The organism is Catenulispora sp. GAS73, from assembly GCF_041262085.1.
Taxonomy (GTDB): domain Bacteria; phylum Actinomycetota; class Actinomycetes; order Streptomycetales; family Catenulisporaceae; genus Catenulispora.
The window spans coordinates 317,128-341,964 of sequence record NZ_JBGCCM010000004.1 but is presented as its reverse complement, the minus strand read 5'-3'; the positions used below and the strand labels follow the sequence as shown (position 1 = coordinate 341,964).

The following is a 24,837-nucleotide window of genomic DNA, read 5'->3' as shown; positions in this document are numbered from 1 at the left end:
GACCTGGTCTTTTCTACCTTTGAGGACGTACCGGTGACCCGCACCGGTGGTCCCGGAGGGGGTAGGAGAGACGATGGCTCGCGAACGCAGCGTCGCCGCCGCGCTAGGCGGCTGGAGCGCAAGGCATCGGAAGACGGCCGTGTTCGGCTGGCTCCTGTTCGTGGTTCTGGCGACGGTGGTCGGTGGGGCCGTCGGGCAGCAGGGGCTGACCGACGCGCAGAACGGCGTCGGCTCCTCGGCCCAGGCGCTGCAGATCCTGCAGAACGCAGGACTGTCGGACCCGGCCTCGGAGATGGTGCTGGTACACAGTGCCTCGCAGACCGCTGACACGCCGTCCTTCCGGACGGCCGTGAACGCGGTGGTCTCCGGGGTGCAGAGCACCGGGCAGAGCGCGCCGATTCAGAGCCCTTACAACGCCGGCCTGATCTCCAAGGACGGGCACTACGCGCTGGTCGTCTTCGACGTCGTCGGGGCCCCCGACAAGGCGTCCGACCACGCGCAGCCGATCCTGGACGCGGTCGCGAAGGTCCGGGCACAGAACCCTGACATGAAGTTCGACGAGTTCGGCGACGCCTCGGGCCAGAAGTGGCTGAACGACTCGCTGGGCAAGGACTTCAAGCGCGCCGAGTGGACCGCGGTGCCGCTGGCCTTCGGCATCCTGCTGGTCGCCTTCGGTGCGCTGATCGCCGCCGTGCTCCCGGTACTGCTGGCGGTGACCGCGTTCGTCGCCGCGCTCGGGCTCCTCGACCTCGTCTCGCACGCGATCCCGGTGGCCTCGACCTCGACCTCGGTGATGCTGCTGATGGGCCTGGCGGTCGGCGTCGACTACTGCCTGTTCTACCTGCGCCGCGAGCGCCAGGAGCGCGCGGCCGGACGGAGCCCGCAGGAGGCGCTGAACGTCGCCGCGGCCACATCAGGGCACTCGGTACTGGTCTCCGGCATCACCGTGATGGTCGCGATGGCCGGGATGTTCCTGACCGGCATGCACATCTTCGACGGCTTCGCGCTCGCGTCCATCCTGGTGGTGGCCATCGCGATGCTCGGCTCGGTCACCGTGCTCCCGGCGCTGTTGTCGATGCTCGGCGACCGGATCGACTGGGGACGGCGCAAGAACCGGCGGCACCGGTCGGGGCGCCAGACTGGAGCGGCCGGCCCGGCTTACGCTGCCGGCCAGGCTTACCCGGGCAGCCCGGCTCACCCGGCCGGCCTGGCACAGCCGGTCAGCCTGGCCCAGCCGACCGCCGCGAAGCCCGGTCGCATCTGGAACGCGACCATGGCCAAGGTCCTCAACCACCCCAAGTCCTTCGCCGCCCTCGCCACCGGCGCCCTGGTCGTCCTCGCGATCCCCGCACTCGGCATGAAGACGCAGTCGCTGGGCGTCAACCAACTCCTGCCGTCCAGCAGCCCGCTGGTCCAGACCTACAACGAGATCAGCGCCGAGTTCCCGGCCAGTCCGTCGCCGGGCATGATCGTGGTGCAGACCCCTGACGTGGCCGCCCCCGCCGTCACCCAGGCTGTCGAGGCGTTCAAGACCCAGGCCGCCGCAGTCGGCGCGCTCGGCTCCGGGCCGGTCCAGGTGACGCCGTACCCCGCGCAGCACGTCCTCAAGATCCTGTTCCCGGTCGCCGGCCGAGACGCGGACGCCCAGGCCGTCTCGGCGATCAGGGAGATCAGCGACACCATCGTCCCGCACACCTTCGGCGCCATCCCGCACACCACCGCGGCCACCGGCGGCTCGCTGGCCCTGAGCACCGACTTCAACCGCCAGCTGGACCGCAGTCTGCTGCCGGTGTTCGTGTTCGTGGTCTCCGTGACCTTCCTGCTGATGCTCTTCGCCTTCCGGAGCTGGGTGATCGCGGCCACCGCGATCGTGCTGAACCTGCTGTCCACGGCGGCGGCCTACGGAGTGATGGTCGCGGTCTTCCAGCACGGCTGGGGCGCGGGGCTGGTCGGCACGAAGCCCGTCGGCGCACTGGAGTCGTGGATCCCACTGTTCGTGTTCGTGGTCCTGTTCGGCCTGAGCATGGACTACCACGTGTTCGTGGTCTCCAGGATCCGCGAGGCCCGCGACCGCGGACTGAGCACCAAGGACGCGGTCGCGCACGGCCTGCGTGCCACCGCCGGCGCCATCACCAGCGCCGCGGCGATCATGGTGGCGGTGTTCGCGGTCTTCGGCACCCTCGACATGCAGGACTTCAAGCAGCTCGGCGTGGGACTCGCCGTCGCGATCCTGCTGGACGCCACGGTAATCCGAGTGGTGCTGCTACCGACGGTGATGATCCTGCTCGGCGAGCGCAACTGGCGGCGCGGCCGACGAGCTGTGACCCCGGGAGCGGCGCTCCGACCGGAGGCTGTCGGCGGCCCGGTGCGGATCGAAGCCGGCCAACAGCGGTAGCCGACCGGAGTAATACAAAGGGCTCGGCTGGGATGACCCAGCCGAGCCCTTCTCGCAGTTTCTTGCGACGGCGTATCGCTCCGACCGCTCAGCCGATCCGGCCCAGATAGCCGTTGTTGACCAGCCACATCACGTTCAGCTGGGAAGGCGCACCGGGAACGAGCTTGCTGTCCAGCTGGTACTGGAGACCGCCGCCGGGCTGCGCGAACCACGCCGCGATCGGGCCGGCGTCCACAGTGAAGGGCTTCAGCACCTGGTAGTCGTGGTAGTTGCAGGCGGCGGCCGGGTTGCTGTCAAGGCTCTGCGGCGGAATGGAGCGCGCGGCGTAGGGAAGGCCCGCCGGCGCCAGGAAGGACCCGTACTCGCTACCGAACCGGTCCATGTCCGTACCGGCCGGCACCGTCAGCTGGAACTCCACCGGCTGGCCGTCGGGCGCTATCACGTAGCCGTTGTCCGGCGGGTAGATCCACCCTCCCGAGCCGCCATTGGCCGCCGGGTTGTAGTAGGTCGCGAGGAACTGCGACGCCGCCAGGCCACCAGTGCGCCGGTAGCCGAACAGTTCGAAGCCGACGGGCCCCCATTCGGGCAGCGTGTTCGGCCCCAGCCGCGGATCACCGTCGAAGAAGTCCGAGGAGCAGCTCTCGGCCAGGCTCGCCGCCGACGCGACGGAGGTACTACCCGCGGTGGACACGGCGGCGGACGCGGGCACAGCGGCGGCGACCAAGCCCGCGGCCGCCAGAACGAGTGCCAGAAGGGTTCTACGCATGCGGATCACAGAAGCCTGATACAGCCCGGCCGTCAATGCCCAACCCGGCCAACGTCACTCGAAAGACGTCATCGCAACGCACGCCGACTCGGGGAAAACCCCGACGACACCCCTTGCCACCCGGGCACCCCCGATGCAGCATCACCAGTGAAACAGAGCCCTGACCCACACCCCCCCGGGAGGCCACCATGCCCGCAGCACGCCGCAGGACGCGCCGCGCCACCGTCCCGCTCGCCGCACTCCTCACCGCCACCGCGTTCACCGTCGCCACGCCAGCACACGCCACCGCCCTGGACGCCACAGCGTCCTGCTCCAGCAGCGGAGGCGGCCATTTCGTATGCGTCGCCACAGTTTCCGGCGGAACAGCACCCTATGCATACTCCTGGACCCCCATCTACAACGCGGTCATCAGGAACGGAGCCAACAGCCAGGTCATGATCGGCCTATGCGACGTCAACCGCCAGTCGGCAGTGGACCTCACCGTGACCGACAGCACCGGCGCCAGCTGGGACACCACCGGCGGCCTCGACTGCTCCGGGATAGCTCCGTAAGGCCCGCGCCCGAGCCGGCGGCGCGGTTCGTCGTGTCCGACCGGACCATGCGGGGTGTTGGTTCTGGGTCCCTCGCCGCGTCGGCGGGCGAAGCCAACCTGGCCGGTTTGGTGGTGTCCAGCCGGACGAAGCCGGACCACAGCAGGTGTGATGCGGCTTGACGCCACCAAACCGGGCTGGTTCCGTAAGGCGACGACGTGGCGAGGGGCACAGAACCTCGGCGACCACAAGCAACACCGCCACCAACCAGCGCAACGCAGGCAACAGCGGATAGAAAGCCGACCAGTCGCGGGCCGCCGCCAAACCGCCGGACGCACGGGTCGCCCCCTCGCTGTAGAGCGCCCGCCGGAGGCCTCAAGGTGCCCACCACGCCCGACGATTGCCGCCTACGCAACGTGTGCGCAGTGACTCGGACCTGTGCGCGATCGTGAACACGAAAACCGGCAGCCGCCGACGCAGCCAGGTGTGCGAGTCGGGCGTGGCGGCATTTTGTTAGGGAATTATCGCCCCTTACATATAGGTATAGCACGCGCCACCCCACACAGAGCAGGAACGCCGAAAGACCAGACCGCCCCGCTCAGCCCGCCCCAGACCAACGCGGCCGCAGCACCGAGCGCCGCAAACCGTGCGGTCCACCCGAACCGCATGCGTGACGCCGAGCGAATCGTGTCCACTCGGACTCCTTTCCATGGCAAGGGGACGACGGACTCGCGGCATGCCACGAGCCTTCCGTCCTGGAATAGGGAATCGGCGGCCGGCCAACAGATGAGACCGGCCGCCCCGCTGTGCCGCAACGTAATCCCCGCCACAGGTCTAGACAACGTGCCCGAGCCCTGACTCAGTCCTTGACTTGACCTGGCTCCGGCACGCCGCCGACGATGTCGAACCCTTGCCCGAGCCCCCTTAACCCTTGTCCGCGACCGTCAAAGTCACCGCGACGGACGGGATGGCATAAGGGGTACTGCTCCCGAAAACGAGCCCGGCCGTGTAGGTCCCCGGCTCAGTGCTCTGCGACGCGCTCGCGTCCAAAGTGACAGTGACGGTCCTCCGCTCGTGGGGTTGCAGGGTCAACCGCGTGGCGCTCTCGGTCAGCCAGGGAACGGTCGCGCTCGGGTCCACCGCGTACCCCGGCAGGTGTTCCACGTCCGTGGTCGGCGAGATACCGGTGGAGGAACCGCCGAGCTTGTAGAAGCCCAGAGCTCCGGCGCCGCGGTACGTGGCCGTGGTGGCGTTCGGCAGGGCCCGCCACGTGTCGGTGCTCGGGTCGAAGGCTTCACCCTGGTTGGTCAGGACGCTCCCGGTGGTGACGCCGCTTGAGACGACCAGCATCCCGTCGGCTCCCGCGTACGCCGCGCCCCACAGTGGGGTCGGCATGTCGGGCAGCGCGGACCAACTGTCGGTGGCCGGGTCGTAGACGTAGGTGTGGGCGATGTTCGCGCCGCCGGCGTTGGTGCCGCCGGCGCAGTAGAGCCTGCCGCTGATGGCGGCGCAGGAGGTCCAGGCGATCGCTTCGGGGTACGGAGCGGTATGGCTCCAGGTGTTGGTCGCCGGGTCGTAGGCGGAGACGTCCGTGGTTCCGCACGTAGTGCTCGCACAGCCGCCGACGAGATAGAGCTTGCCGTCGAGGACGGCACTGCCAGCTCCGGCGTACGGCGTGGGCTCCGACGCGCCGGTGGTCCAGGTGTTGCCGGCGATGTCGTAGATCTCCAGCTTCGTATCCACGGTCCCCGTGGCGGTCCAGCCGCCGGAGACGTAGAGCTTGCCGCCGATGACGCCGTGCCCGGGCGCTTGGCGGCCATCAGCGGCCGAGGCGAGCTGAGTCCAAGTGTTGGCTGTCGGGTTGAGAGCATAGAGGTTGCCACTGGTGTCGTCGCCGAAGGACAGCCCGGCGTCTCCGAAGCCCGCGTAGACCTGACCGTTGTAGGCATCTGCAACGTCGTCCATCACGACGCCGGGGAACGACTGTGCGTTCTGCCACGCGTCGGGCTGGGACGGCGCCGTGTGGTTGGTGCCAGGAGCCTGAGCTTGAGCTTGAGGTGCTCCCGCAATGTGCCCCATCGCATAGCTCCCCAGAATGCGCTGGAGCGGAGCACTCTGAGCCGTATTCGGTGCGATAGCCGACGCTGAGGCAGTGTCAGCCTGCTGCCCAATCAACAGCGTCGCCGGCGCACTCCCCGTATTGGTGACCGTCAGCGTTCTGCGCGTGTGCCCACCCGGCTCCACCGACGCCGAAATCGAACCGGGACGGACCTCCAACTGCCCGGCCTTGAGCCAGTAGTTCGCCGCGACGGCACTGTTCGCGCGCACGTTCACGGTCTGCGCAGCGCTGACATAGTTGACCTTCGCAGCAGTCAGCACATGCTTTCCCAGCCCTGGGACGAACAACGAGAACGACCCAGCCGGAAGGTAAGGATCGTTCGGGTTGGCGACGGTCTGCGTCCGCACCGACGGATCGTCCTGGTCGGCGACAGCAGCGTCGACGGCCCCCTGCCCGGAGTTGGCATCGCGCGCCGTCCCGACGACCACACCGCCGGCGATCGGCGTGAAGTCGCGCTGGCCGACGAAGACGTCGTCGATCCCCCAGTACTTGCCATAGCGCGTGGTGATGTACTGGAAGCGCAGCTGCACCGACGACTTGCCGGCATAGGCGGTGAGCGGAACGTCGATGTGGGTGTTGGTGACGATGTACTCGCCGGCATTGATCTCAGAGTCCGGAGTCCACACGGTGCTCCACGTGGCACCGCCGTCGGCGCTGGCCTGCACGTCGATCTGTTGGTAGTACGGGTTGTCCCACCACATGGTGTCGAACGCGATTTCCGGACGCGTGTCGTGGCTGAAGTCGTAGACCGGGGTGACCAGCGCGGTGTTGAAGCTGCTCAAGAAATTCTGGTTGGTGTCGGCGACCGCGAATCCGCCGCTGCCGCCGGTCTGGTTGCCTTGCTGGCCGGGATCGTCGAACTGCCAGCCGGCGGGAGTGCCGGCGGCGGTTACCACGCTCCAGCCGGCGGGTGCGGACGTGGTGGAGTCGAAGGTCTCGGTGGATCCGGTCAGGGTGAGCTTGTAGCCGGGCGCGGTGGCCTGCCAAGGGTCGGCGGTCGCTGCCACGTTCACCGACTGCGGAGATCGGGCGACATGCACGGTCTTGGTGACCGCGTCATAGCCAGGCGTCGCCGGTGCGAAGTTAAGGGTGTAGTCGCTGTTCTGGGGCAAGGTCAGCGTGTAGCGGCCAGTTCGCGGATCCGTCCAGACGGGATTGGGGTCGCCGTTGACGCTGACCTCCGCGTACAGCGGCCAGCCCTGGCCGGAACCGTCGGTGACAGTCCCTGAGACGGTCTCGCTGGGAACCTGCGTCAGCGCGACGTTCTTCGTAGCGGTGGTTCCCGCCTCGACGTTCAAGGTGGCGCTGCCGGTCTTGTATCCGTACGCGGTGACGGTGAGGTCGCGACGTCCGGCGGGCAGAGCGAGCGAGTAATGGCCCTGAGAGTCGGTGCGAGTCACGTCGGTCCCGTCGCTCACCTCGGCGCCGACGATCGGTCGGTCTGCGCGGCGGTCCTTGACGGTGCCGGTCAGTGTGCCGTGCGGGCCGGTGCGGAACGCCTGGAGCCCATCAGGGGAGCCCAGGCCGGTCGGACCGTCGTAGCCGGACGTGGCGTTGCACAGATAGGCGACCGTGCAACCGCCGTTGGTGCCGATGGCGACGTCGTTGAGGCCCGTACCCGCGGTGTACGGATAGGAGTTGGGGTTGGTTCCGGCGGCCGGAGTGCCCGCGTCGGCGTAGACGCCGGCGATGATCGGAGTGGCCACGCTGGTGCCGCCGAAGACGCTCCAGACGCCGCTCTGGTAGACGGCCACGCCGGTGCTCGGGTCCGCGACGGCGGAGACGTCGGCAACCGCCCGCTGCGCGCAGCCGGCGTCGTGCTGGAAGGCCGGCTTGGGCTCGTAGAGCGAGCAGCCGGATCCGGCGCCGGACCACGCCGACTCCTGCCAGCCGCGAGTCGTGCCCGGGGCGCGGGTCAGGTTCGTGCCGCCGACGGAGGTGACGTAGGGCGAGGCTGCGGGGTACGCCACGCCGTAGCTGGAGTCGCCGGAGGAGGCGATGACGGCGACGCCGGGATGGTCGTAGTACGGGTCCAGTTGGCTCGGGTCGGACGGGTCCTCCCCGGAGCCGGGGACGGAGGTGTATTCCGAGCCGTAGGAGTTCGAGACGAACTTGGCGCCGAGTGCCACTGCCTCGTCCACGGACACACCGAGGTTGGTGCTGCTGGGGTCGGTGGCCTCCACGAGCAGGATGTGGGCGTTCGGCGCGATGGCGGAGACCATGTCGAGGTCCAGGGATATCTCCCCGGCCCAGCCGCCGTTCGGCGGCGGGTACTGGGTGCCGCCGGTCTGGTCGACCTTGCGGAAGCAGCCGCCGGCGCTGGTGCAGGCGGGCAGGCCGAACTGCTGGCGGTAGGTGGCCAGATCGGCCTCGGCGGTCGGGTCGTCGTAGGCGTCCACGATGGCTATGGTCTGGCCTGATCCGCCGTCGGACGGCAGGGAATACGCGCTTCGCAGATCGGCCGGGCCGTAGCCGGCCGGGGCTGCGGTGCCGGTCTGCGCGTGGGTGGACTGCTTGACGTCGGTGCGGCGCAACGCGAAGCACGAGAACGTCCCCGGCTTCGGGACGCCGCAGACGGACTGGTAGGTCGGAGTGCCGGCGGCGGAATCCCCGGTGGTCTTCGGGGCCGCGCCGGCGGTCGCGGCGGGCGCCGACATGCCCACCGCCAACGCGGCGGCGGACAGCACCGCGACGAAACCACCTCGCCGTGGCGCGCGACGCCCTGATGGAACCATGCGGAACATGAATCTCCCTGCTGTTTCCTGGCCGGGTCGTCACCGAAGCGCCGATGATTCCGCGCGATCCACGGCTGCATGACAGTGCCCGCCTTGACAGGATCCTGACGGGCATACGGAGAACATGCATCCCAATACCCTGATGGCGCAAGCGATTGGCGTGACCGATGGCGGCGCCAGCGCGAATCGGGGCGCGACGAGGTACGCGCCGCGTCCGCAGGGCGACTAGGGTAGAATGCATGATCTTTCGGACACCGGACACCGGACACCGGACACCGGACACCGGACACCGGACACCGGACATGAGGCCGGCGTTTGAGGCCGTGCCGCGTCCGACCCTGACCGTGGACCGGCGAGTCCTGGCCGTGGCGCGCACCGTGCCGGCCACGCGCCGGGTTCTGGATCTGCTCGCGGTCCTCGACGGCGACCGCCGGGTCAGTGTGACCTTCGCCTACGACGCGGGGTCCGCCTTCGGCACCCAGGTGCCCGACCAGCTCGCGGCCTCCGGCGTGACCGCCCTCCCCTTCGACCGCGCCGCCGACGAGCCGTGGGACCTGGCCCTCGCCGCCAGCGCGAACGGTCCGCTGCACCGCCTGTCCGCCCCGGTCTTCGTGGTCCCGCACGGCGTCGGCCACAGCAGACGTCTGACACCCGACGGCACGGCGCCGGTGCTGGGCATGGCGCCGGACCAACTGCTGCACGACGGCCGCGTCGTTCCGGCCGCGATCGGCCTGCCGCATCCGGACGACGCGCGCCGGTTGGCCGAGCAGTGCCCGCCGGCGTTGCCGCGCGCCGAGATCATCGGCGACCCGTGCTGGGACCGGCTTCTGGCCAGCAGGCATCGCCGCGCGCAGTACCGCGCCGCCTTCGGCCTGGGACCTGAACGCCTGCTCGTCGTGAGCTCGACCTGGGGTCCGGCATCACTGTTCGCGCGGCATCCCGACCTGGTCGAGCGGCTCACCGCCGATCTGCCCTGGGACGACTACCGCGTGGCCCTGGTCCTGCACCCGGCGGTGCGGGCCTGGCACTCCGAACAGCAGGTCCGGCGCTGGCTGCGGCCGGCCCTGGACCGCGGGCTGATGCTGCTGTCACCGGACGACGAGTGGCGGGCCGCTGTCGTCGCCGCCGACGCGGTGATCGGCGACCACGGATCGGTGACGCTCTACGCGGCGGCACTGGGCCGACCGACCGCATTGGCCTGCTTCAGCTGGGAGGAGATCGCCCCCGACACGCCGATGGCCGCGCTGACCGGGACGACCGCCGGGTTCGCCGCCGAGAAGCCGGTCTGGCCGCAGGTCGAGGCGCTGATCGAGGCCGCCGGCCGAAGCGCGGGTCCGGTGGCCGAGCAGGCCGAGGCTTTGGCCGCACGCTCGTTCGACCACCAGGGCCGGTCGCTCGATCGGATCACGACGGTCGCCTACCGCCTGATGGACCTGCCCGCACCGGAGCGGAGCCGGATGTCGGCGGCGGTGCCTGTGCCGTCGCGTCCGGACTCGGCGCCGACGTCCTGGTACTTCCAAGCCGAGATCGACGCGGACGAGGTGGCGATTCTCCGATGGCCCGCGCCGTGGTCGCCGCCGGACGCCGGCTCGGGGAAGGCCCGGCTGCTGGCGGACGTCTTCGACCCGAACCCTCGGCTGGTCCGTGCGGCGACGGTGCTGATTCAGCATGCTGACACCACGGCCGGCAGCGAGGCCGGAGCCGCCTTCGAGGCGGAGATCGACCTGGCCGACTACCCTGCCGCCTACGTGCGAGCGGTCGTGCATCCCGGCCGCGTAGTCCTCACGGTGCGCGGCCAGGGGACGTTCGAAGCCGTCACCGACCGCCTGCCACCCGGCTTCGACCCGCGCGTCATCGCGGCCGCGGCCCACGCGATCGTGTTCCAGGCGCGTCGGCCCCTCGGGCCGGAGCTGCGGATCTCGGTCAGTCGCCGGACAGCGACAGTCCCCGTGCGTGCAGCATCTTCGCCGTCTCCATGTCCTGCGACATGAGCTGATCTCGGAGGAAGGGCATGGCGTTCTCGGCTGTCTGTGCGGCGCCCGCGCCGTCGCCGACGTCGAGCTGCGCCTCAGCGAGGTCGAGCCAGAGCCGACCGTGCAGGCGGTCGTCCTTCGCGCCGACCCGCCGCAGGGCCTCTTGCAGGATCGGGACGGCTTGACCGGACTTTCCGGATCGGGTGAGCGCTCGGCCCATCAGCTGCGACATGAGCACGACGCCGCGGTCGTTGCCGATCTGCTCGTGTCCGCGCCGTGCTTGTCCGAACAGGTCGTAGGCCGCCTCCGACTCGCCCTTGTCCAACGCGACGAGTCCGACGAACTCCGTCACCGAGGCCTTCAGCTTCGCGTCGCTGGAGGTGTCGGCGGGTCCTGCGACGAGCGCAGCGGCGGCGTCCACTTGTTCCTGAGCTTCGTCGAGCCGACCGGCTTCGCGGAGCGGGCGCGAGAGCAGGCACCGCATCCTGGCCTCGTATCGCTTGTCGCCGAGGCGCTGAGCGGCGGTGGTCGCGAGCTGGTACACATCGAAGAACGCCATGCCGGGGCGGCGGTTGACGAAGTAGGTCTGCATGGCCTCGGCCATCCGGACCACGAGGTTGTACTCCTCTTCGAGGAACGCCTCGTTCATGAGGCCGACCAGCCGGTCCTCGTGCTGCCCGACCCACGTCAGGGCCTGCGCCGACGAGGCGAACGGATTCGCGGCGGCGTCCAGGGGCACTCTGGCCAAGCGGAGGGGATCGTTGCGGGAAGTGGCCGTGTCAGCGTACTGAAGCGTGGTCGCGTACCAGTCACGAAGGGCCACGCGCGCCTCCTCGTGCCCGGCGGTCGAATACTCCCCGGCCTGCTGGAGGAGTTCCCGTGCGTGCATCCGGATCACGTGGTTGGCCGACAGGTCCGGGCCGGTCAGAGCCGCGTCGACCAGGTACCGAGCCCTGAGTTCCAGGAGCGCGCGCCGCGTCGTGGGTCCCAGTCCGGAGACTTCCCCGAGCCAGGCGGCTCCGAACGCCGATCCCTGGTCCGGCAGCAGGCCGAGCGTGCGGTAGGCCTGCTGGGCGTCCGGGGAAAGGCGCGCGTAGGACTCGTCGAATACTCGCATCGCGCCCGCGCCGACGGAGCGCAGTTCGTCGATCTCCGCTGCACCGTCGGCCAGGCGGCGGGCGAGGCCGCTCATGGTGCTCCCGGGTTCGCTCACCAGGATCCCGGCGGCGATCCACAGCACCGCGGGGATGCCGGCGCAGGCGCGCACCACCTGTTCCAGGGCGTCGTCGTCATCGAGCTGGCCGGGCGCCAGGACCTGCTGGAAGTACTCGGCCGCGGCCTCCGGCCCGAAGCCGCGCAGCTCGTGGTGCACGGTCCGGGCGCCGAGCAGCTCGGCGATCTTCTGGTCGGCGACCACGACCGCCATGCTCGTCGCCGAGGCCGGAAGCAGCGGCTCGACCTCGCCGGGCTGCGTGACGTGGTCGAAGACCACGCACAGGCTGCGGCCCCGAGTGAGCCGCCGCCACCACTCGACGGCGCGGCCCGGCTCCAGCGGGATCAGCGAGGGCACCAGCCCGATCTGGAAGAGGAGCCGCGCGGCGACCGCGCCGGGGTCCGCGGGGCCGCCGGCTCTCAGGGCCTTGAGGTCGACGTAGTAGATGCCGTCCGCGAAGTGCTGCGTCTCCGGATGGTGCACCCAGTGCCGGACCAGCTCGGTCTTGCCGATGTTCGGCTGCCCCGCGAGGTAGAACAGCGTGGCGATGTCACCCCCGGCGTGGGCGGCGTTGACGATCGCGGCCCGCTCGGCCTCGCGGTCGGCGAAGATCCGGGGGTCCGGCGGGTACTCGGGCTCGGCGCGGCGCGGCTGGAACTCCGGGCCGATGAGCTCGGCGTCGATGAGGTTCGCCAGCCAGTCGCGCAGCAGGCCGGCGAAGTCCGGGGCGGAGTCGACCTGGCGCAGCACCAGCAGCGCGAGGTCCCGGGCGTCGGAGTCGCTGAGGGCTTTCTTACGCTTCAGCAGCTTGGCGGCCGTCGCGTTGTGCGCGCTGATCCAGTCGACCATCGCCTCTCCGGCGGGTTTGCCGACGCCCTCGCCGACCCGCTTGGCGACCGCGCCGCCCGCCGCGCTCAGCGCCTTGAATCCGGCGGCCACCAGAAACGTCGTCGGTTCCACCGCGGACCGCCTCTCCCCGTCGCCGAGCGATGCGAGTGTCTGATCAGAGTTCTGATCCTAGTCGGCACGCGCCGCCGGACCGCAAGGCCGCGCCGAGCCGTCCGCCCGAACCGTCCACCATAACCATCCACCAACGATCCACGACCGTACGGTGGACAGCAGCCCGCCGCTGTGCGAACGTCGAGTCGTCCTCGACACGCACGAGTGGAGCCGACGAGGGAGGCACCGTGTCCGTCGGGTGGGAATCGACGACGCTGTTGCGCGTGGCGGATCGGGCGCACGTCAGATCCGCACCGTCCGGCGACGGCCGGGAGATGCAGGGCCTGATCGAGTGTCCGCGCTGCCATCGGGTCACCGACTGGCTGATCGCCGCGACGGGGACGCATGTCGATGTGGCCTGTCGCTGCGGGAACCGATGGCGGATCCAGGCGAGTTTGAAGCAGGTGGTCGGCCTCGCCGAGAGCCCGCCGATCGACCCGCGGTGGACCTGCTTGGACGACGCCCGGCGCGCGCTGGGGTTCGCGCGGCACGTCGGCGCGCCGCGGGTTTTGCGGCGGCGGGGGCATCGGGCGTAGGTGGTTCGGGCCAGGTCACGTCGGGTCGGGTTATGTCGGGTCGGGTCATGTCGGGTCGGGTCTGCTTCGGCGATGTCAGACGATGTCCCAGGGCGCTGATTCGTAGACCTGGTAGAGCGTCGTCATGAGGTCGTCGTCGACGGCCAGCGGCGTCCCGTCGATCGCCGAGACCGGCGCGACGCCCTGCGAGTTCGTCACGAACGCCGCGCGGTAGGTCGCGACGTCGTCGAGCGTCACTCGCGCCGTCTTCGAAGGCAGCCCCGCGCGCGGGCCGTGGCGCTCCAGGAGTTGCTTGGTGATGCCGTCGAGCGCCGGGGCGTCCGGCCAGGTGATCGCCGTACCGTCGAAGAACCCGATGTTGGCGATGGAGGTTTCGGAAACAGTGCCGTCATCGGCGGTCAGGAGCGCGTCGGCGTAGCCGTCGTCCTCGGCGGCACGGCCGTGGTAGATCTGGCCGAAGCTGCCGCCGACCTGCTTGATGTGGGCCAACGGCCGCTGGTAGCGCACGCTGCGCAGGCTCCACGGGACGCGCGGCGGGTCGACCGGCGGTCGGGCGATGACCACAATCGTCGGATCGGTGGGGTTCAGCCGCAGGACCTGGATGCGCACGTCGCTGTCGGCGTACTCCTCGGTGAGGGCGTGCCGCACCCGGCGCCGGACGAGGTCGGTGTCCAGATCGACGCCGAAGAGCTCGGCGGTCGCCGCCGCCAACCGGGCCAGATGCAGGTCGAGGCCGCGGACGCGGTGATCGCGGACCTGCATCGCGGTGAAGTGGCCGTATTGGCTGACCAGCGCGGCGGTCAGGAGGTCGGCGTCGGGCGTTCGGCCGTCGATCTCGATGTGGAGCACCCGCTCAGAGTAGCCACCGACGCCGGACGGCAGCGGCGGTGAGCCGTCAGCGGTACATCGGAGGATGACGCCCCTCATCCTCACGGAGTACGACCCTCTCCCCTCCCAGTCGGACGCTCGCCGCCGCTCGACGGCGCTACGGTCAGCCCCGGGCCCGGCGCGACGCCGTGGTCCGCCCGCCGAACGGGAGGCGACTGTCATGATCGAGGCTACGGGCCTCACCAAGCGATACGGCGACAAACTCGCCGTCGACGATCTGTCCTTCAGCGTCCGGCCCGGTCAGGTGACCGGTTTCCTGGGGCCGAACGGGGCGGGGAAGTCGACCACCATGCGGATGATCCTGGGACTGGACGCGCCGACGTCCGGGACGGTGACGGTGAACGGCAAGCCGTTCAGCGCCGTGGATCATCCGATGCGGGAGGTCGGGGCGCTGCTGGATGCCAAGGCCATCCACGGCGGCCGCTCCGCCTACAACCATCTGCTGTGCCTGGCCCAGACCAACGACCTGCCCGCGCGGCGGGTCGGGGAGGTGCTGGAGATGGTCGGTCTGACGGAGGTGGCGCGCAAGCGGTCCAAGGGGTTCTCCCTGGGCATGGGGCAACGCCTGGGCATCGCTGCGGCGCTGCTCGGTGACCCGCGGGTGCTGATGTTCGACGAGCCGGTCAACGGACTGGACCCGGAGGGCATCCTGTGGATCAGGAACCTGATGAAGGCGCTCGCCGCCGGCGGACGGACCGTGTTCGTCTCCAGCCACCTGATGTCCGAGATGGAGCACACCGCCGACCACCTGCTGGTGATCGGGCGCGGCCGGCTGATCGCCGACTGCACCGTCGCGGAGTTCATCGAGCGCAACTCCGAGCAGCAGGTCAAGGTGCGCAGCCCGCACGCCGACAAGCTCGCCGAACTCGTCTCGGCGGCCGGCGGCCGGGTCACCGCCGACGGCGGCACCCTGCACGTGGCGAACCTGCCGCTGGAGCGGGTCGGCGACCTGGCCTTCGACAACGGGATCCGGCTGCACGAGCTGACCTCGGTCCAGGCCTCCCTGGAGGAGGCGTTCATGGAACTCACCAAGGACAGCGTCGAGTACCACGCCGCCGTCCCCGCCGCTCAACGCGCCGAATCCGGCGCCGAGCAGAAGGCCGAGGCCTGACGGATGACCACTCTGACCGCCGTCGGCCTGCCGCCCGCCAAGGGCCGCGCCGGCTTCCCCGGCGCCCTGCGCTCGGAATGGACCAAGATCCGCTCGGTCCGCTCCACCACCTACACCCTGCTGGCGACCGCCATCGTCACCATCGGCATCAGCACCCTGTTCGCCTGGGGCCAGTCCGGCCACCTGGGCCAAGGCGACCTGCCGAACTTCGACCCGGTACGCAACTCGATGTTCGGGATCGTGTTCGGCCAGCTGGTGATCGTCGTGATCGGCGCGATGACCCTGTCCGGCGAGTACACCACCGGCATGATCCGCACCTCGCTGTCGGCGATGCCCCGCCGCGGCGTGGTGTTCGGCGCCAAGCTGACCGTCTTCACACTCGTGGCGCTGGTCACCGGGCTGTTCTGCAGCTTCACCTCATTCTTCATCGGCCAGACGTTCTTCAACGACGTCACACTTCAGGACTTCGGACCGGTCAAGCCGGGCTCCCCGGACCTACCGGTGCCCTCGGCCCCGGTCCACGTGCACCTGTCGACCACCCTCGGCGCCCCGCACGTACTGCAGGCGGTGATCGGCGGCGGGCTCTACCTGGCGGTGAGCAGCCTGCTCGCTTTCGGGCTGGCCGCCTTGCTGCGGCACACCGCCGGGGCCATCACCGCGGCGATCGCGCTGCTGTTCGTGACCTTCATCATGACGCAGTTCCTGCCGCACGACTGGGCGGTGCATGTGGACAAGTGGATCCCGTTCCTGGCCGGGAGCCAGATCTGGGGCACTCACAAGCTCGGCGGGGACGCGGTGCCGATGCTGTCGGCGTGGGCTGGGTTCGCGGTGTTCACCGGTTACGCGGCGATCGCGATTATCGGTGGGGCGGCGTTGTTTCGTAAGCGGGACGCTTAGTGGGCGCCGGGTCCGGGTCCGGCTCCGCGACCGGCGCCGGTGTTGGTGCCGGCGCCGGTCGCGGTGGCGGTGGCGGTGGCGGTGGCGGGGCGTGCGACCAGTGTCTGGCGATGACGGAGCAGACGAGCAGCTGCGTCTGATGGAAGATCATGATCGGGAGGACGACGGAGCCGGCGTCCGACCCGAACAGCACCGCCGCCATCGGCATGCCGTTGACGAGGCTCTTCTTCGAGCCCGCAAAGACCAGGGTGATCCGGTCCGCGGGTTCGAAGACGTGCAGCCGCCCCACCGCTGACGTCGCGCCCAGCACCACGGCCAGCAGGCCGACGTCGACGGCCAGCAACGTGAGCAGGCGCGCGGGGGTGAGGCTGTTCCACAGCCCGTCGGCGGCCCCCTGACTGAACGCGGTGTAGACGACGAGCAGGATCGAGCCCCGATCGATGTAGCCGAGCAGCCGCCGCCAGCTGGCAAGGGCGGCACCAATCCAGCGGCGAACGGCCTGCCCGGCGACAAACGGCAACAGAATGCTGCCGGCGAGGTCGCCCAGCCGCGCGGCGTCGAACCGCACCGCAGTGCCGAGCAGCCCGGCGGCAAGCAACGGGGTGAGGACCATGCCGAGCAGGCTGGAACAGGTGCCGGCACACACGGCCGCGGGCACGTTGCCGCGTGCGACCGAGGTGAACGCGATCGAGGACTGGATCGTGGACGGCAACAGGCACAGGAACAGCACCCCGGTCGCCAGCCGCGCTCCGACCAGGCCACTCAGCACCGGGGACAGGACGAGCCCGAGCACGGGGAACAGCACGAAGGTGCTGCCGGCGATGGCGGTCTGCAGCCGCCAGTGGCGCAGCCCGGCGAACGTCTCCTGAGCGGACAGGCGGGCGCCGTAGAGGAAGAACAGCAGGGCGACGGCGGTATCAGCGGCGTGGGTCACCGCGTAGCGCGCCGCCCCGGTGGCGGGGAAGGCCGCGGCCAGGGCGACACAGGCCAGCAGCGCGAGGATGTACGGATCCACCGCCTTCGACGCGCGGCTCGGCGGACCGCAGGGGGCGGATACGGGCTGGGCGGTCATGGGGCCGCGCTCGCTGGGTGTGGTGCGGGCAGGTCTGGGGCGGGCAGGCCTGGTGCGGGCGAGTGCGCGACGGCTGGTTGTTCGGCCGGCGGGTGCGCGGCGGCCAAGTGCCCAGCGGCCGAGCGCGCGACGGCTGGCTGTTCAGCCGCCGGGTGTGCGACCGGCTGTTCGGCTGGCGGGTGCGCAACGGCCGAGTGCGCAGCGGCCAGCTGTTCGGCGGCGAGGCTCACGATGGCCAAATGCGCGGCATCCGAGTGTGCAGCAGCTGGCAGGGGCGGGTCGATAGAGGCCCGAGCGTGCCCTGCGACGCTGGTGTCCGAGTGCTCAACTGCCGGAGATGCGGCGACCAGCTGCGCGGCAACGGCTGGCTGTTCCGCAGTCTGGTGCGCGGAGGCTGGCAGGAGCGGCATGGCAGGTGTCTGTGTGCGCGCAGAAGCGTCGGCGTGCAGTTGTGCGGCCACTGGCAGAAGCGATGCGGCAAGTGCCCGCGTGCGGGTAGCAGCGCCGGGATGCGCAGCTGTCGGATATGCAGCGGGTAGGTACGCGGCGGCCAAGTATTCGGCAGAGGGCTGTGCGGCGGACAGGTGTGCGGCGTCCGGGCGCCCGGGTGCTGGCTGAGGCGCCGCCGCGGCAGTGAGCGCGTGCGCTGCGGCCAGATGTTCGGCAACGAGGTGTGCGGCAGCCGGATGCGCGGTGGTCGGCTGTTCAGCGGTTGGGTGCGCGGCAGCCGACAGAAGCGGGGCAGCAGGTGCCTGCGCGTAGGTTGCAACGCTGGCTGCCAGGTGTGCGGCAGCCGGCGAGAGCGGCGCGGCGGTTGTGGGCGCGTGCGCTACGGCGCTGACAGTCGGGTGTGCCGCAGCCGGGTGCGCGCTGGTCGGCTGTTCAGCAGTTAGGTGCGCAGCGGCTGGCGAGAGCGGCGTGGCAGGTGTCTGCGCGTGGGTTTCAGCGCTGGCTGCCGGATGTGCGGCGGTCGGGGGTACGGCAGCTGGCGAGAGCGGCGCGGCAGCTGTCTGTGCGTGGGTTGCAGCGCTGGTTGCGGGATGTGCGATGGTCGGGGGTGCGGCAGCCGGCGAGAGCGGCGTGGCGGTTGTCGGCGCGTGCGCTATGGCGCTGGCAGCCGGATGCGCGGTGGCTGGCGGGGGCGGCGCTGCGGTTGGGGGCGCAGTGGCCGACGGGGGCGGTGCAGTTGGCTGCGCGTGCGCGGCGGCGTCGGCGGGCGAGTGGGTGGCAGCCGGATGCTCGGCGGTGGGGGCTGCGGGTTGGGGCGCGAGGTGTTCGTCGAGGGTGCTGAGCCAGGCTCGGATGGGGGTGTTGTGCTGGCCCAGGGTTGGTGGGGGTGTGTGGTGGGTGGGGGGCTGGTTGTCGAAGTGCCAGGGTGGGGCGGGGAGGGTGATGGGGCCGAGGGTGGGGTGGTTGACGGTGGTGGTCAGGTTTTGGTGGCGGGTCTGGTCCCAGGTGTAGACCTCGGCGAGGGTGCGGATGCGGCCGGCGGGGATGCCGGCTTTTGAGAGGCGGTCTAGCCAGTGGTCGGCTTTTTGTTGGGCTAGGCGGGTTTGTAGGGCGGCTTGGAGTTGGGTGCGGTGGCGGACTCGGTCGGCGTTGGTGGCGTAGTGGGGGTCGTCGGGGTTGATGCCTACGGTGGTTGCCAGGGCTCGCCATAGGGGCTGGCTGCCGGCGGCGATTTGGATGTCGGCGTCGGCGCAGTGGAAGAGGCCGTAGGGGGCGATCGCGGGGTGCTGGTTGCCGGTTGCTTCGGGGGTCTGGCCGGCTACGGTCCAGCGGGTGCCTTGGAAGCTGTGGATGCCGACGATCGCGGACAGCAGGGAGGTGCGTACGGTGCGGCCGCTGCCTGTCTTCTGGCGGTCGATGAGGGCGGCGAGGGTGGCGCAGACGCCGAAGATGCCCGCTAGGAGGTCTGCGATCGGCACGCCGGTCTTGGTCGGGGTGCCGGGTTCGCCGGTCAGGCTCATCAGGCCGGCTTCGCCTTGGGCGATCTGGTCGTAGCCGGGGCGGCCGCCTTGGGGGCCGTCGTGGCCGAAGCCGCTGATGGACAGCACGATCAGGGTTGGGTTCAGCTCGCGCAGTCGCTCGGGACCGAGGTGCAGGCGGTCCAGGACGCCGGGGCGGAAGTTCTCGACCAGCACGTCCGCGCGTCGGATCAGGCGCTCGACGAGGTCTCGGCCGTGGTCGGTCTTCAGGTCGGCGGTGATGGATTCCTTGTTGCGGTTGCAGGACAGGAAGTAGGTCGACTCCGGTGACGCGGCCGGGTCGGGCGGGCGGGCGAAGGGGGGTCCCCAGCCGCGGGTCTCGTCGCCGCCGGGTGGCTCGACCTTGATGACGCGGGCGCCGAGGTCGCCGAGCATCATCGCGGCGTGGGGGCCGGCCAGTGCGTGCGAGAGGTCCAGGACCAGCAGGCCGGCGAGCGGGCCGGTCGGGGTTGTGGTCTGCGTGTTCATGGGGTCTCCCGGGGGTTTCAGGGGGCTTTGATGGGGCTTTTTCTCCACGGTACGGAGGGGGTTGCGAGGGGATTCTCAGCGGAAGGTTAAAGATCCCTAACTCTGCGCGCGCGTGGAATTGTGGCGCTTGGCGGTGTAATAGACGGTATGACGATGACGAGCGCTGATCTGCTGGTGGTCGAGGACGACGTGGACATCGCCGAGGAGTTGCTCCAGGCGCTCACCGGCCACGGCTACCACGCGGACCTGGTCACTGACGGGGCCGGGGCGATCGCCCACGTCCGCGACCGCCAGCCGGACCTGGTGCTGCTCGACCTGGGCCTGCCGGACGTCGACGGCGTGGCGCTGTGCCGCCGCCTGCGGGCCACGCTGCCGGTGGAGAGCGTCATCGTCGTGCTGACCGCGCGGACTCAGGAGTTCGAGGTGGTCGTCGCGCTGGACGCGGGTGCCGACGACTACCTGACCAAGCCGTTCCGCTTCACCGAGCTCCTGGCCCGGATCCGCGCGCACCTGCGACGGCGCCAGGCGACGTCCGGGCTGCCGGTCATCCAGCTCGGCCGGGTCCGGATCGACACCCGCGCCCGGCGCGTCCACGTCGCAGGCCACGAAGTGACGCTGCGCCCGAAGGAGTTCGACCTCTTGCTGATCCTCGCCGAGCAGGCCGGGGCGGTGGTGAGCCGGACGGAGCTGATGGCGCAGGTGTGGGACGAGCACTGGTTCGGGTCCACGAAGACGCTCGATGTGCACGTCTCGGCCCTGCGCCGGAAGCTCTCCGACGCCACGCCGGACCCGGACGCGGAGCCGATCATCACGACTGTGCGCGGGCGCGGGTACCGCTACGAGTTCCCGTCGGCGGGTAAGCCCGCAGAGGAAGCCACGCTGGTCATGTCGGGGGTGGCTCGGTGAAGCGGCAGCAGGAGGCTGAACACCGGTCGGGGGCCGGCGCGACGCACGACCAGGCGCCCGCCTTCGGCTTCGGCCAGCGAGCGGGCCAGTGGCAGGCCGATCCCGCGGCGCACGGCGGGAGAGTGAGCAGCGAGAGTTTTAGCGGCGGGAGTTTTAACGGCAGGAGCGTTAGCGGTGGGAGAGCTATCAGTAGAGGCAGGCGAGCCCTCGTCGGCGCCTGCGCGCGAGGCCGGCGCGTCGTGACCGCCGCCGCGCGAGCCAGGAATGTCATAGTCACCGGCGCGCGAAGCCTGCGCAGCGTCATCGCCGCCGCACAAACCCGGCCCGTCGTCGCCGACCTCCACCGCCACGCCGGCGCCGACATCCACGACGCTGACCCGGATCTCGCCGCGGCCGTGGACGAGTGCGTTGTCCAGCAGGGCGCCCATGATCTGCGCGATCGCCGCCTCCGCGACGCGCACCGGCTCAAGCCCCCGCTCACACCGCACCACCAGCGGCCGTCCGGCCTCCGCCGCGGCGGCGCGGTAGCGCTCCGCCACGCGTTCGGCTACGTGGGCCGCGTCTACGGCGACGTCGCCTCCGTGGGTCTCGCGGGCCAGGCGCAGCAGCTCCTCCACCGTCTCGGCCAGGTGCTCGGCACGCCGCAACGCCGTCGCGACCGCCTCGCGCCGGACGTCCTCCCCCACCGTCTGCGCCGACTCCAGGCCGAGCACCAGGGCCGTCAGCGGAGTGCGCAGCTGGTGCGACACCGCGGTGGTGAACCGCCGCTCGCGCTCCAGCACCTCGCCGAGCCTGCGCGCCGTCGCCGCGAGCGCCTGGCCGGCGACGTCGGCCTCGCGGATCCCGGTGCGAGGAGCCTGGATGGTGAAGTCGCCGTCGCCGAGGGCGCGGGCGACCGTGGTCAGGCGCTCCAACGGAATCGCCACCCGGCGCGCCAGGTGCCAGGCCAGCAGCGCCGACAACGTGACCACCACCGAACCCAGCCCCGCCAGCAGCAGGCAGGCCCGCCGCCAGCGGTCGGTCACGACGTGCCACGGCATCCACACCCGCACCGCCGCCTCGACCCGGCCGCCGCGCGTGACCGGCGCTGCGACCACTAGATGACCAGCCTCAACACCCTGATGGAACCCGCCCCGGCGGACCATCGCGGCGACCCGCGAGACCGCAGGCCCCTCCCCGGCGATCCGGTGGCCGTCCGGCGCGTAGAGGGCGACGTCGACGTCGTGGGAGAGCTCGTCGAGACCCGCCAGGGCCCCGGCGCCGGAGGCCGGCCGCGCGCCGACCTCCGCGGCGACCCAGACGGCGTCGCGTTGGAGCATCACCACCGCACCGGACCGGTAGACCTCCGCCAGCGCCCAAGCCAGCGGGAGCGTGAACAGCAGAACGCCGCACGCCGTCACCGCCACCATCGACACCAGCACCCGGCTGCGCAGCCGGGTGCTCCGAGGCCGCCACCAGGTTTTCTCGTCCGACACACCGCAATCCTGCCTTGGCAAATCCCGTATGTCGCAGAAGCCTGCGCGTGTCGGGGCGGCGAGGAATTCGGTACGTAGGTACACCCGCAGGAGGGTGTCTGGCCCCACTGTTTCGCGGGCCCGTGAACGACACGCTGGACCTGTCTGAGAACTCGTCTTCTCGAAGGGATCCATCGCCATGTCCGAGTACTTGCGGACCGTCAAGCACCGTCGCCGCGCCGCCTCGGTCCTCATCCTGGCCGCCGCCGCAACCGTGACGACCGCCACGACCGGGACCGCCGCATTCGGCGCGGCAACCCCCACCCCGGCCGGCACAAAGCAGCTCACGAAACTGGCCCAGCAGGTCGTGGACGACGGCGCGCCCGGAATCGTCGTGCGCCTCGGCGGCACCGGAGCGCGGCCGGTGGAGATCGCCCGGCAGGCGCCCTTCACGCGCGCCGACGGCCGACTCGACGCCGACGACAGGGTCCGCATGGGCTCCAACACCAAGACCATGGTCGCGACCCTCGTCCTCCAGCAGGTCGCGCAGCACCGCATCGCATTGACCGACCCGGTGGAGAAGTGGCTGCCGGGGCAGGTGCCGAACGGCTCGGCCATCACCGTCAGGATGCTGCTGAACCACACCAGCGGCCTGTACAACTACCTGGACGACCCCGCCGTCCTGGCCTCGTTCATCGGCCAGAACCCGCATGACTGGACCCCACAGGAGTTGCTGGCCGCCGGGGTCGCGCACCCCGCGCTGTTCGCACCTGGCGCGCAGTTCTCCTACAGCAACACCAACTACATAGCGCTCGGCCTGATCCTCCAGAAGGCCACCGGCCGCAGCCTGCCCGACCTGCTCCAGGACGACATAGCGCGGCCGTTGGGCCTGCACGACACCTACCTCGCCAGCGCACACCACAACGACCCCGGCCTGGCGCACGGCTACGAGCCCGACGCCGCCGACCTGGCCCCGTACCTGCCGCCAACCGTACCGGCCGGGACCTCCTTCGCCGGGCCGGCCCGCGGCGACTTCGTCGACGTCACCGCGATCAACCCCAGCGATCTGTGGGCGGCGGGCGGCATCGTGTCCACAGCCGAGGACTGGGCCCGGTTCGACAGCGCCCTGATGTCCGGCCGGCTGCTGCCGAAGGCCGAGCTCCAGGAAATGCGCACCACCGTCCCCGAAGACCCGGCCGAGCCCGACGGCGACGGCTACGGCCTGGGCCTGCGCAAAGTCGTCTTCCCCTGCGGCACCGTCTGGGGCCACGACGGCCAGGCCCCCGGCTACTTCAGCCAGACGTACACCGACGCGACCGGGAAGCACACCGTCTCGATCATCACGACCACGATCTTCGGCGTCGCCAACCCGAAGACCACCGCGGCCTACCAGAAGCTCACGGACGCAGCAGTGTGCAGCATGCTCGGCAAGCCGGTCCCCGCGTCCTGAGACAAGCAGGTCGATCCCGCTATGGTCGATGTTCATGGTGACCGATTCGCCGGATAAGACAGATAAGTTCATCTCCGAAGCCTTCGCGCGTCGCGCCGAGCCGATCGCCGGGCTCTCCGGCTCGGCCGACGCCGTCGCCGAGACGTGCCTGGCCATGGCGCGAGCCTTCCGGGGCGGCGGTCGGCTGCTCGTGTTCGGTACCGGCACCGCGGCCACCGACGCCCAGCACGTCTCGGTCGAGTTCGTGCACCCGGTGATCGTGGGCAAGCGCGCGCTGCCGGCGTTCTCGCTGGCAGCGGACTCGGCGACGGTGACCGGGCTGGCCAGCTCCGTGGGCCTCGAAGAGGTCTTCGCACACCAGCTGCGGGTGCTCGGGCGGCCGGCTGACATCGCTTTGGGGATCTCAGGGGACGGCGAGTGCCCTGCGATGGCTCGCGCGCTGGTTGCCGCGCGCGAGCTCGGCATGACCACGGTCGCGTTGGTGGGTGGAAGCACCGAGAGCGGCGAACCCGGCGGAGCGATCGCCAAGCACGCACTGGCAGACCACTGCCTCACCGTGCAATCCAACGACCCCCGCGTAGTCAAGGAAGGACACGTCACCCTCTACCACCTGCTGTGGGAGCTGACGCACGCCTTCCTGGAGCAGCCGCACGCCGCCGATCCCGCACAAAACCCCGAACCAGCCAGCGACGGCATCACAGGGCTCTACCCCTTCCTCTACGCCGGCGAAGCGTCCGTCCCCGACCTGACCGCCGAGGTCGCCGCCTCGGCCCGAGCGAAGATCGCCGAGATCGTCGACCTCCGACGCGCGATCGGAGTGGCGGAGGCGCAGAACCTCGCGGCCTGCGCGAAGGCGCTGGCACGCGGCTTCGCCGACGGCGCCACGCTCCTGGCGTTCGGCAACGGCGGCAGCAGCTCCGACGCGCAGGACGTCGTCCACACCTTCCTCGACCCGGGCCCCAGCGCGACGGCCCGGCCCGCACTGTGCCTGACCAACGACACCGCCGTGCTCACGGCACTGTCCAACGACATCGGCTTCGACGTGGTCTTCGCCCGCCAGCTCCAGGCCGTCGGCCGCCCCGGCGACGTCGTTGTCGCGGTCTCCACCAGCGGCGGCTCGGCCAACGTGCTGGCCGCGCTGGCCGCCGCCCGCAAGAGCGGGATGACGACCGTCGGCTTCGCCGGCTACGACGGCGGCCGGATGGCCGAACCGGGCCTGGTCGACCACCTGTTCGCGGTCCCCTCCGCCTCGGTCCACCGAATCCAGGAAATCCAGACCACGCTGTACCACGTGCTGTGGGAGCTGGTGCAGGCCGAGCTGGCTCACCCATAGTCAC

At 70.5% G+C, this 24,837-nt stretch carries 16 protein-coding genes; 9 read left to right on the top strand and 7 right to left on the bottom strand.

What is annotated here, in order from left to right:
- Positions 1–73: 73 nt before the first annotated feature.
- Entirely contained in the window at positions 74–2,395 is a 2,322-nt protein-coding gene (locus tag ABH935_RS08305; RefSeq protein ID WP_370377201.1) for an MMPL family transporter, read from the top strand.
- 88 nt (positions 2,396–2,483) lie between these two features.
- On the opposite strand, the gene ABH935_RS08300 is transcribed toward ABH935_RS08305, so the two are convergent.
- Complete coding sequence (locus ABH935_RS08300; RefSeq protein ID WP_370377200.1) at positions 2,484–3,161, bottom strand: TNT domain-containing protein; 678 nt, start codon at positions 3,159–3,161, stop codon at positions 2,484–2,486.
- Positions 3,162–3,349: 188 nt separating this feature from the next.
- On the opposite strand from ABH935_RS08300, the gene ABH935_RS08295 reads away from it, so the two are divergent.
- On the top strand, positions 3,350–3,712 hold the full coding sequence (locus ABH935_RS08295) for a hypothetical protein (RefSeq protein ID WP_370377199.1): 363 nt from the start codon (positions 3,350–3,352) through the stop codon (positions 3,710–3,712).
- A 903-nt stretch (positions 3,713–4,615) separates the two neighbouring features.
- On the opposite strand, the gene ABH935_RS08290 is transcribed toward ABH935_RS08295, so the two are convergent.
- Positions 4,616–8,554, bottom strand: coding sequence for a kelch repeat-containing protein (locus ABH935_RS08290; RefSeq protein WP_370377198.1), 3,939 nt, complete (start codon positions 8,552–8,554; stop codon positions 4,616–4,618).
- Between the two features lie 230 nt (positions 8,555–8,784).
- Between ABH935_RS08290 and ABH935_RS08285 the strand changes: the two genes are divergently transcribed.
- Positions 8,785–10,536 carry a hypothetical protein gene (locus ABH935_RS08285; RefSeq protein ID WP_370377197.1) on the top strand — a complete coding sequence of 584 codons (1,752 nt, stop codon included), beginning with the start codon at positions 8,785–8,787 and terminating at the stop codon, positions 10,534–10,536.
- Here ABH935_RS08285 and ABH935_RS08280 read toward each other — a convergent pair.
- Complete coding sequence (locus ABH935_RS08280; protein WP_370377196.1) at positions 10,469–12,691, bottom strand: hypothetical protein; 2,223 nt, start codon at positions 12,689–12,691, stop codon at positions 10,469–10,471. The genes ABH935_RS08285 and ABH935_RS08280 overlap by 68 nt on opposite strands.
- Before the next feature lie 227 nt (positions 12,692–12,918).
- On the opposite strand from ABH935_RS08280, the gene ABH935_RS08275 reads away from it, so the two are divergent.
- A complete protein-coding gene (locus ABH935_RS08275) occupies positions 12,919–13,266 on the top strand; it encodes a hypothetical protein (RefSeq protein WP_370377195.1) in 348 nt (115 codons plus the stop codon).
- Positions 13,267–13,341: 75 nt separating this feature from the next.
- Here ABH935_RS08275 and ABH935_RS08270 read toward each other — a convergent pair whose 3' ends face one another.
- Positions 13,342–14,115 carry an aminotransferase class IV gene (locus ABH935_RS08270; protein ID WP_370377194.1) on the bottom strand — a complete coding sequence of 258 codons (774 nt, stop codon included), beginning with the start codon at positions 14,113–14,115 and terminating at the stop codon, positions 13,342–13,344.
- Between the two features lie 199 nt (positions 14,116–14,314).
- Here ABH935_RS08270 and ABH935_RS08265 point away from each other — a divergent pair, with 199 nt between their 5' ends.
- Both ABH935_RS08265 and ABH935_RS08260 read left to right on the top strand, forming a co-directional pair.
- Positions 14,315–15,265: an ABC transporter ATP-binding protein gene (locus ABH935_RS08265; protein ID WP_370377193.1), complete on the top strand. Its 951-nt coding sequence runs from the start codon at positions 14,315–14,317 to the stop codon at positions 15,263–15,265.
- Between the two features lie 3 nt (positions 15,266–15,268).
- Positions 15,269–16,162 carry a hypothetical protein gene (locus ABH935_RS08260; RefSeq protein ID WP_370377192.1) on the top strand — a complete coding sequence of 298 codons (894 nt, stop codon included), beginning with the start codon at positions 15,269–15,271 and terminating at the stop codon, positions 16,160–16,162.
- Here ABH935_RS08260 and ABH935_RS08255 read toward each other — a convergent pair.
- Together ABH935_RS08255 and ABH935_RS08250 are read right to left on the bottom strand one after the other, a co-directional pair.
- Positions 16,122–17,234, bottom strand: coding sequence for a bile acid:sodium symporter family protein (locus tag ABH935_RS08255; protein WP_370377191.1), 1,113 nt, complete (start codon positions 17,232–17,234; stop codon positions 16,122–16,124). The genes ABH935_RS08260 and ABH935_RS08255 overlap by 41 nt on opposite strands.
- A complete protein-coding gene (locus ABH935_RS08250) occupies positions 17,231–19,690 on the bottom strand; it encodes a CoA transferase (protein WP_370377190.1) in 2,460 nt (819 codons plus the stop codon). Before ABH935_RS08250 ends, ABH935_RS08255 begins: the two co-directional genes overlap by 4 nt.
- A gap of 153 nt (positions 19,691–19,843) precedes the next feature.
- Between ABH935_RS08250 and ABH935_RS08245 the strand changes: the two genes are divergently transcribed.
- Complete coding sequence (locus ABH935_RS08245; RefSeq protein WP_370377280.1) at positions 19,844–20,596, top strand: response regulator transcription factor; 753 nt, start codon at positions 19,844–19,846, stop codon at positions 20,594–20,596.
- Here the strand turns inward: ABH935_RS08245 and ABH935_RS08240 are convergent.
- Complete coding sequence (locus ABH935_RS08240; RefSeq protein WP_370377189.1) at positions 20,527–22,071, bottom strand: sensor histidine kinase; 1,545 nt, start codon at positions 22,069–22,071, stop codon at positions 20,527–20,529. The genes ABH935_RS08245 and ABH935_RS08240 overlap by 70 nt on opposite strands.
- A 178-nt stretch (positions 22,072–22,249) precedes the next feature.
- Between ABH935_RS08240 and ABH935_RS08235 the strand changes: the two genes are divergently transcribed.
- Positions 22,250–23,500 (top strand): serine hydrolase domain-containing protein, encoded by a 1,251-nt coding sequence (locus tag ABH935_RS08235; protein ID WP_370377188.1) that lies wholly within the window; start codon positions 22,250–22,252, stop codon positions 23,498–23,500.
- 34 nt (positions 23,501–23,534) lie between these two features.
- Entirely contained in the window at positions 23,535–24,833 is a 1,299-nt protein-coding gene (locus tag ABH935_RS08230) for an SIS domain-containing protein (protein WP_370377187.1), read from the top strand.
- Positions 24,834–24,837: the final 4 nt, after the last annotated feature.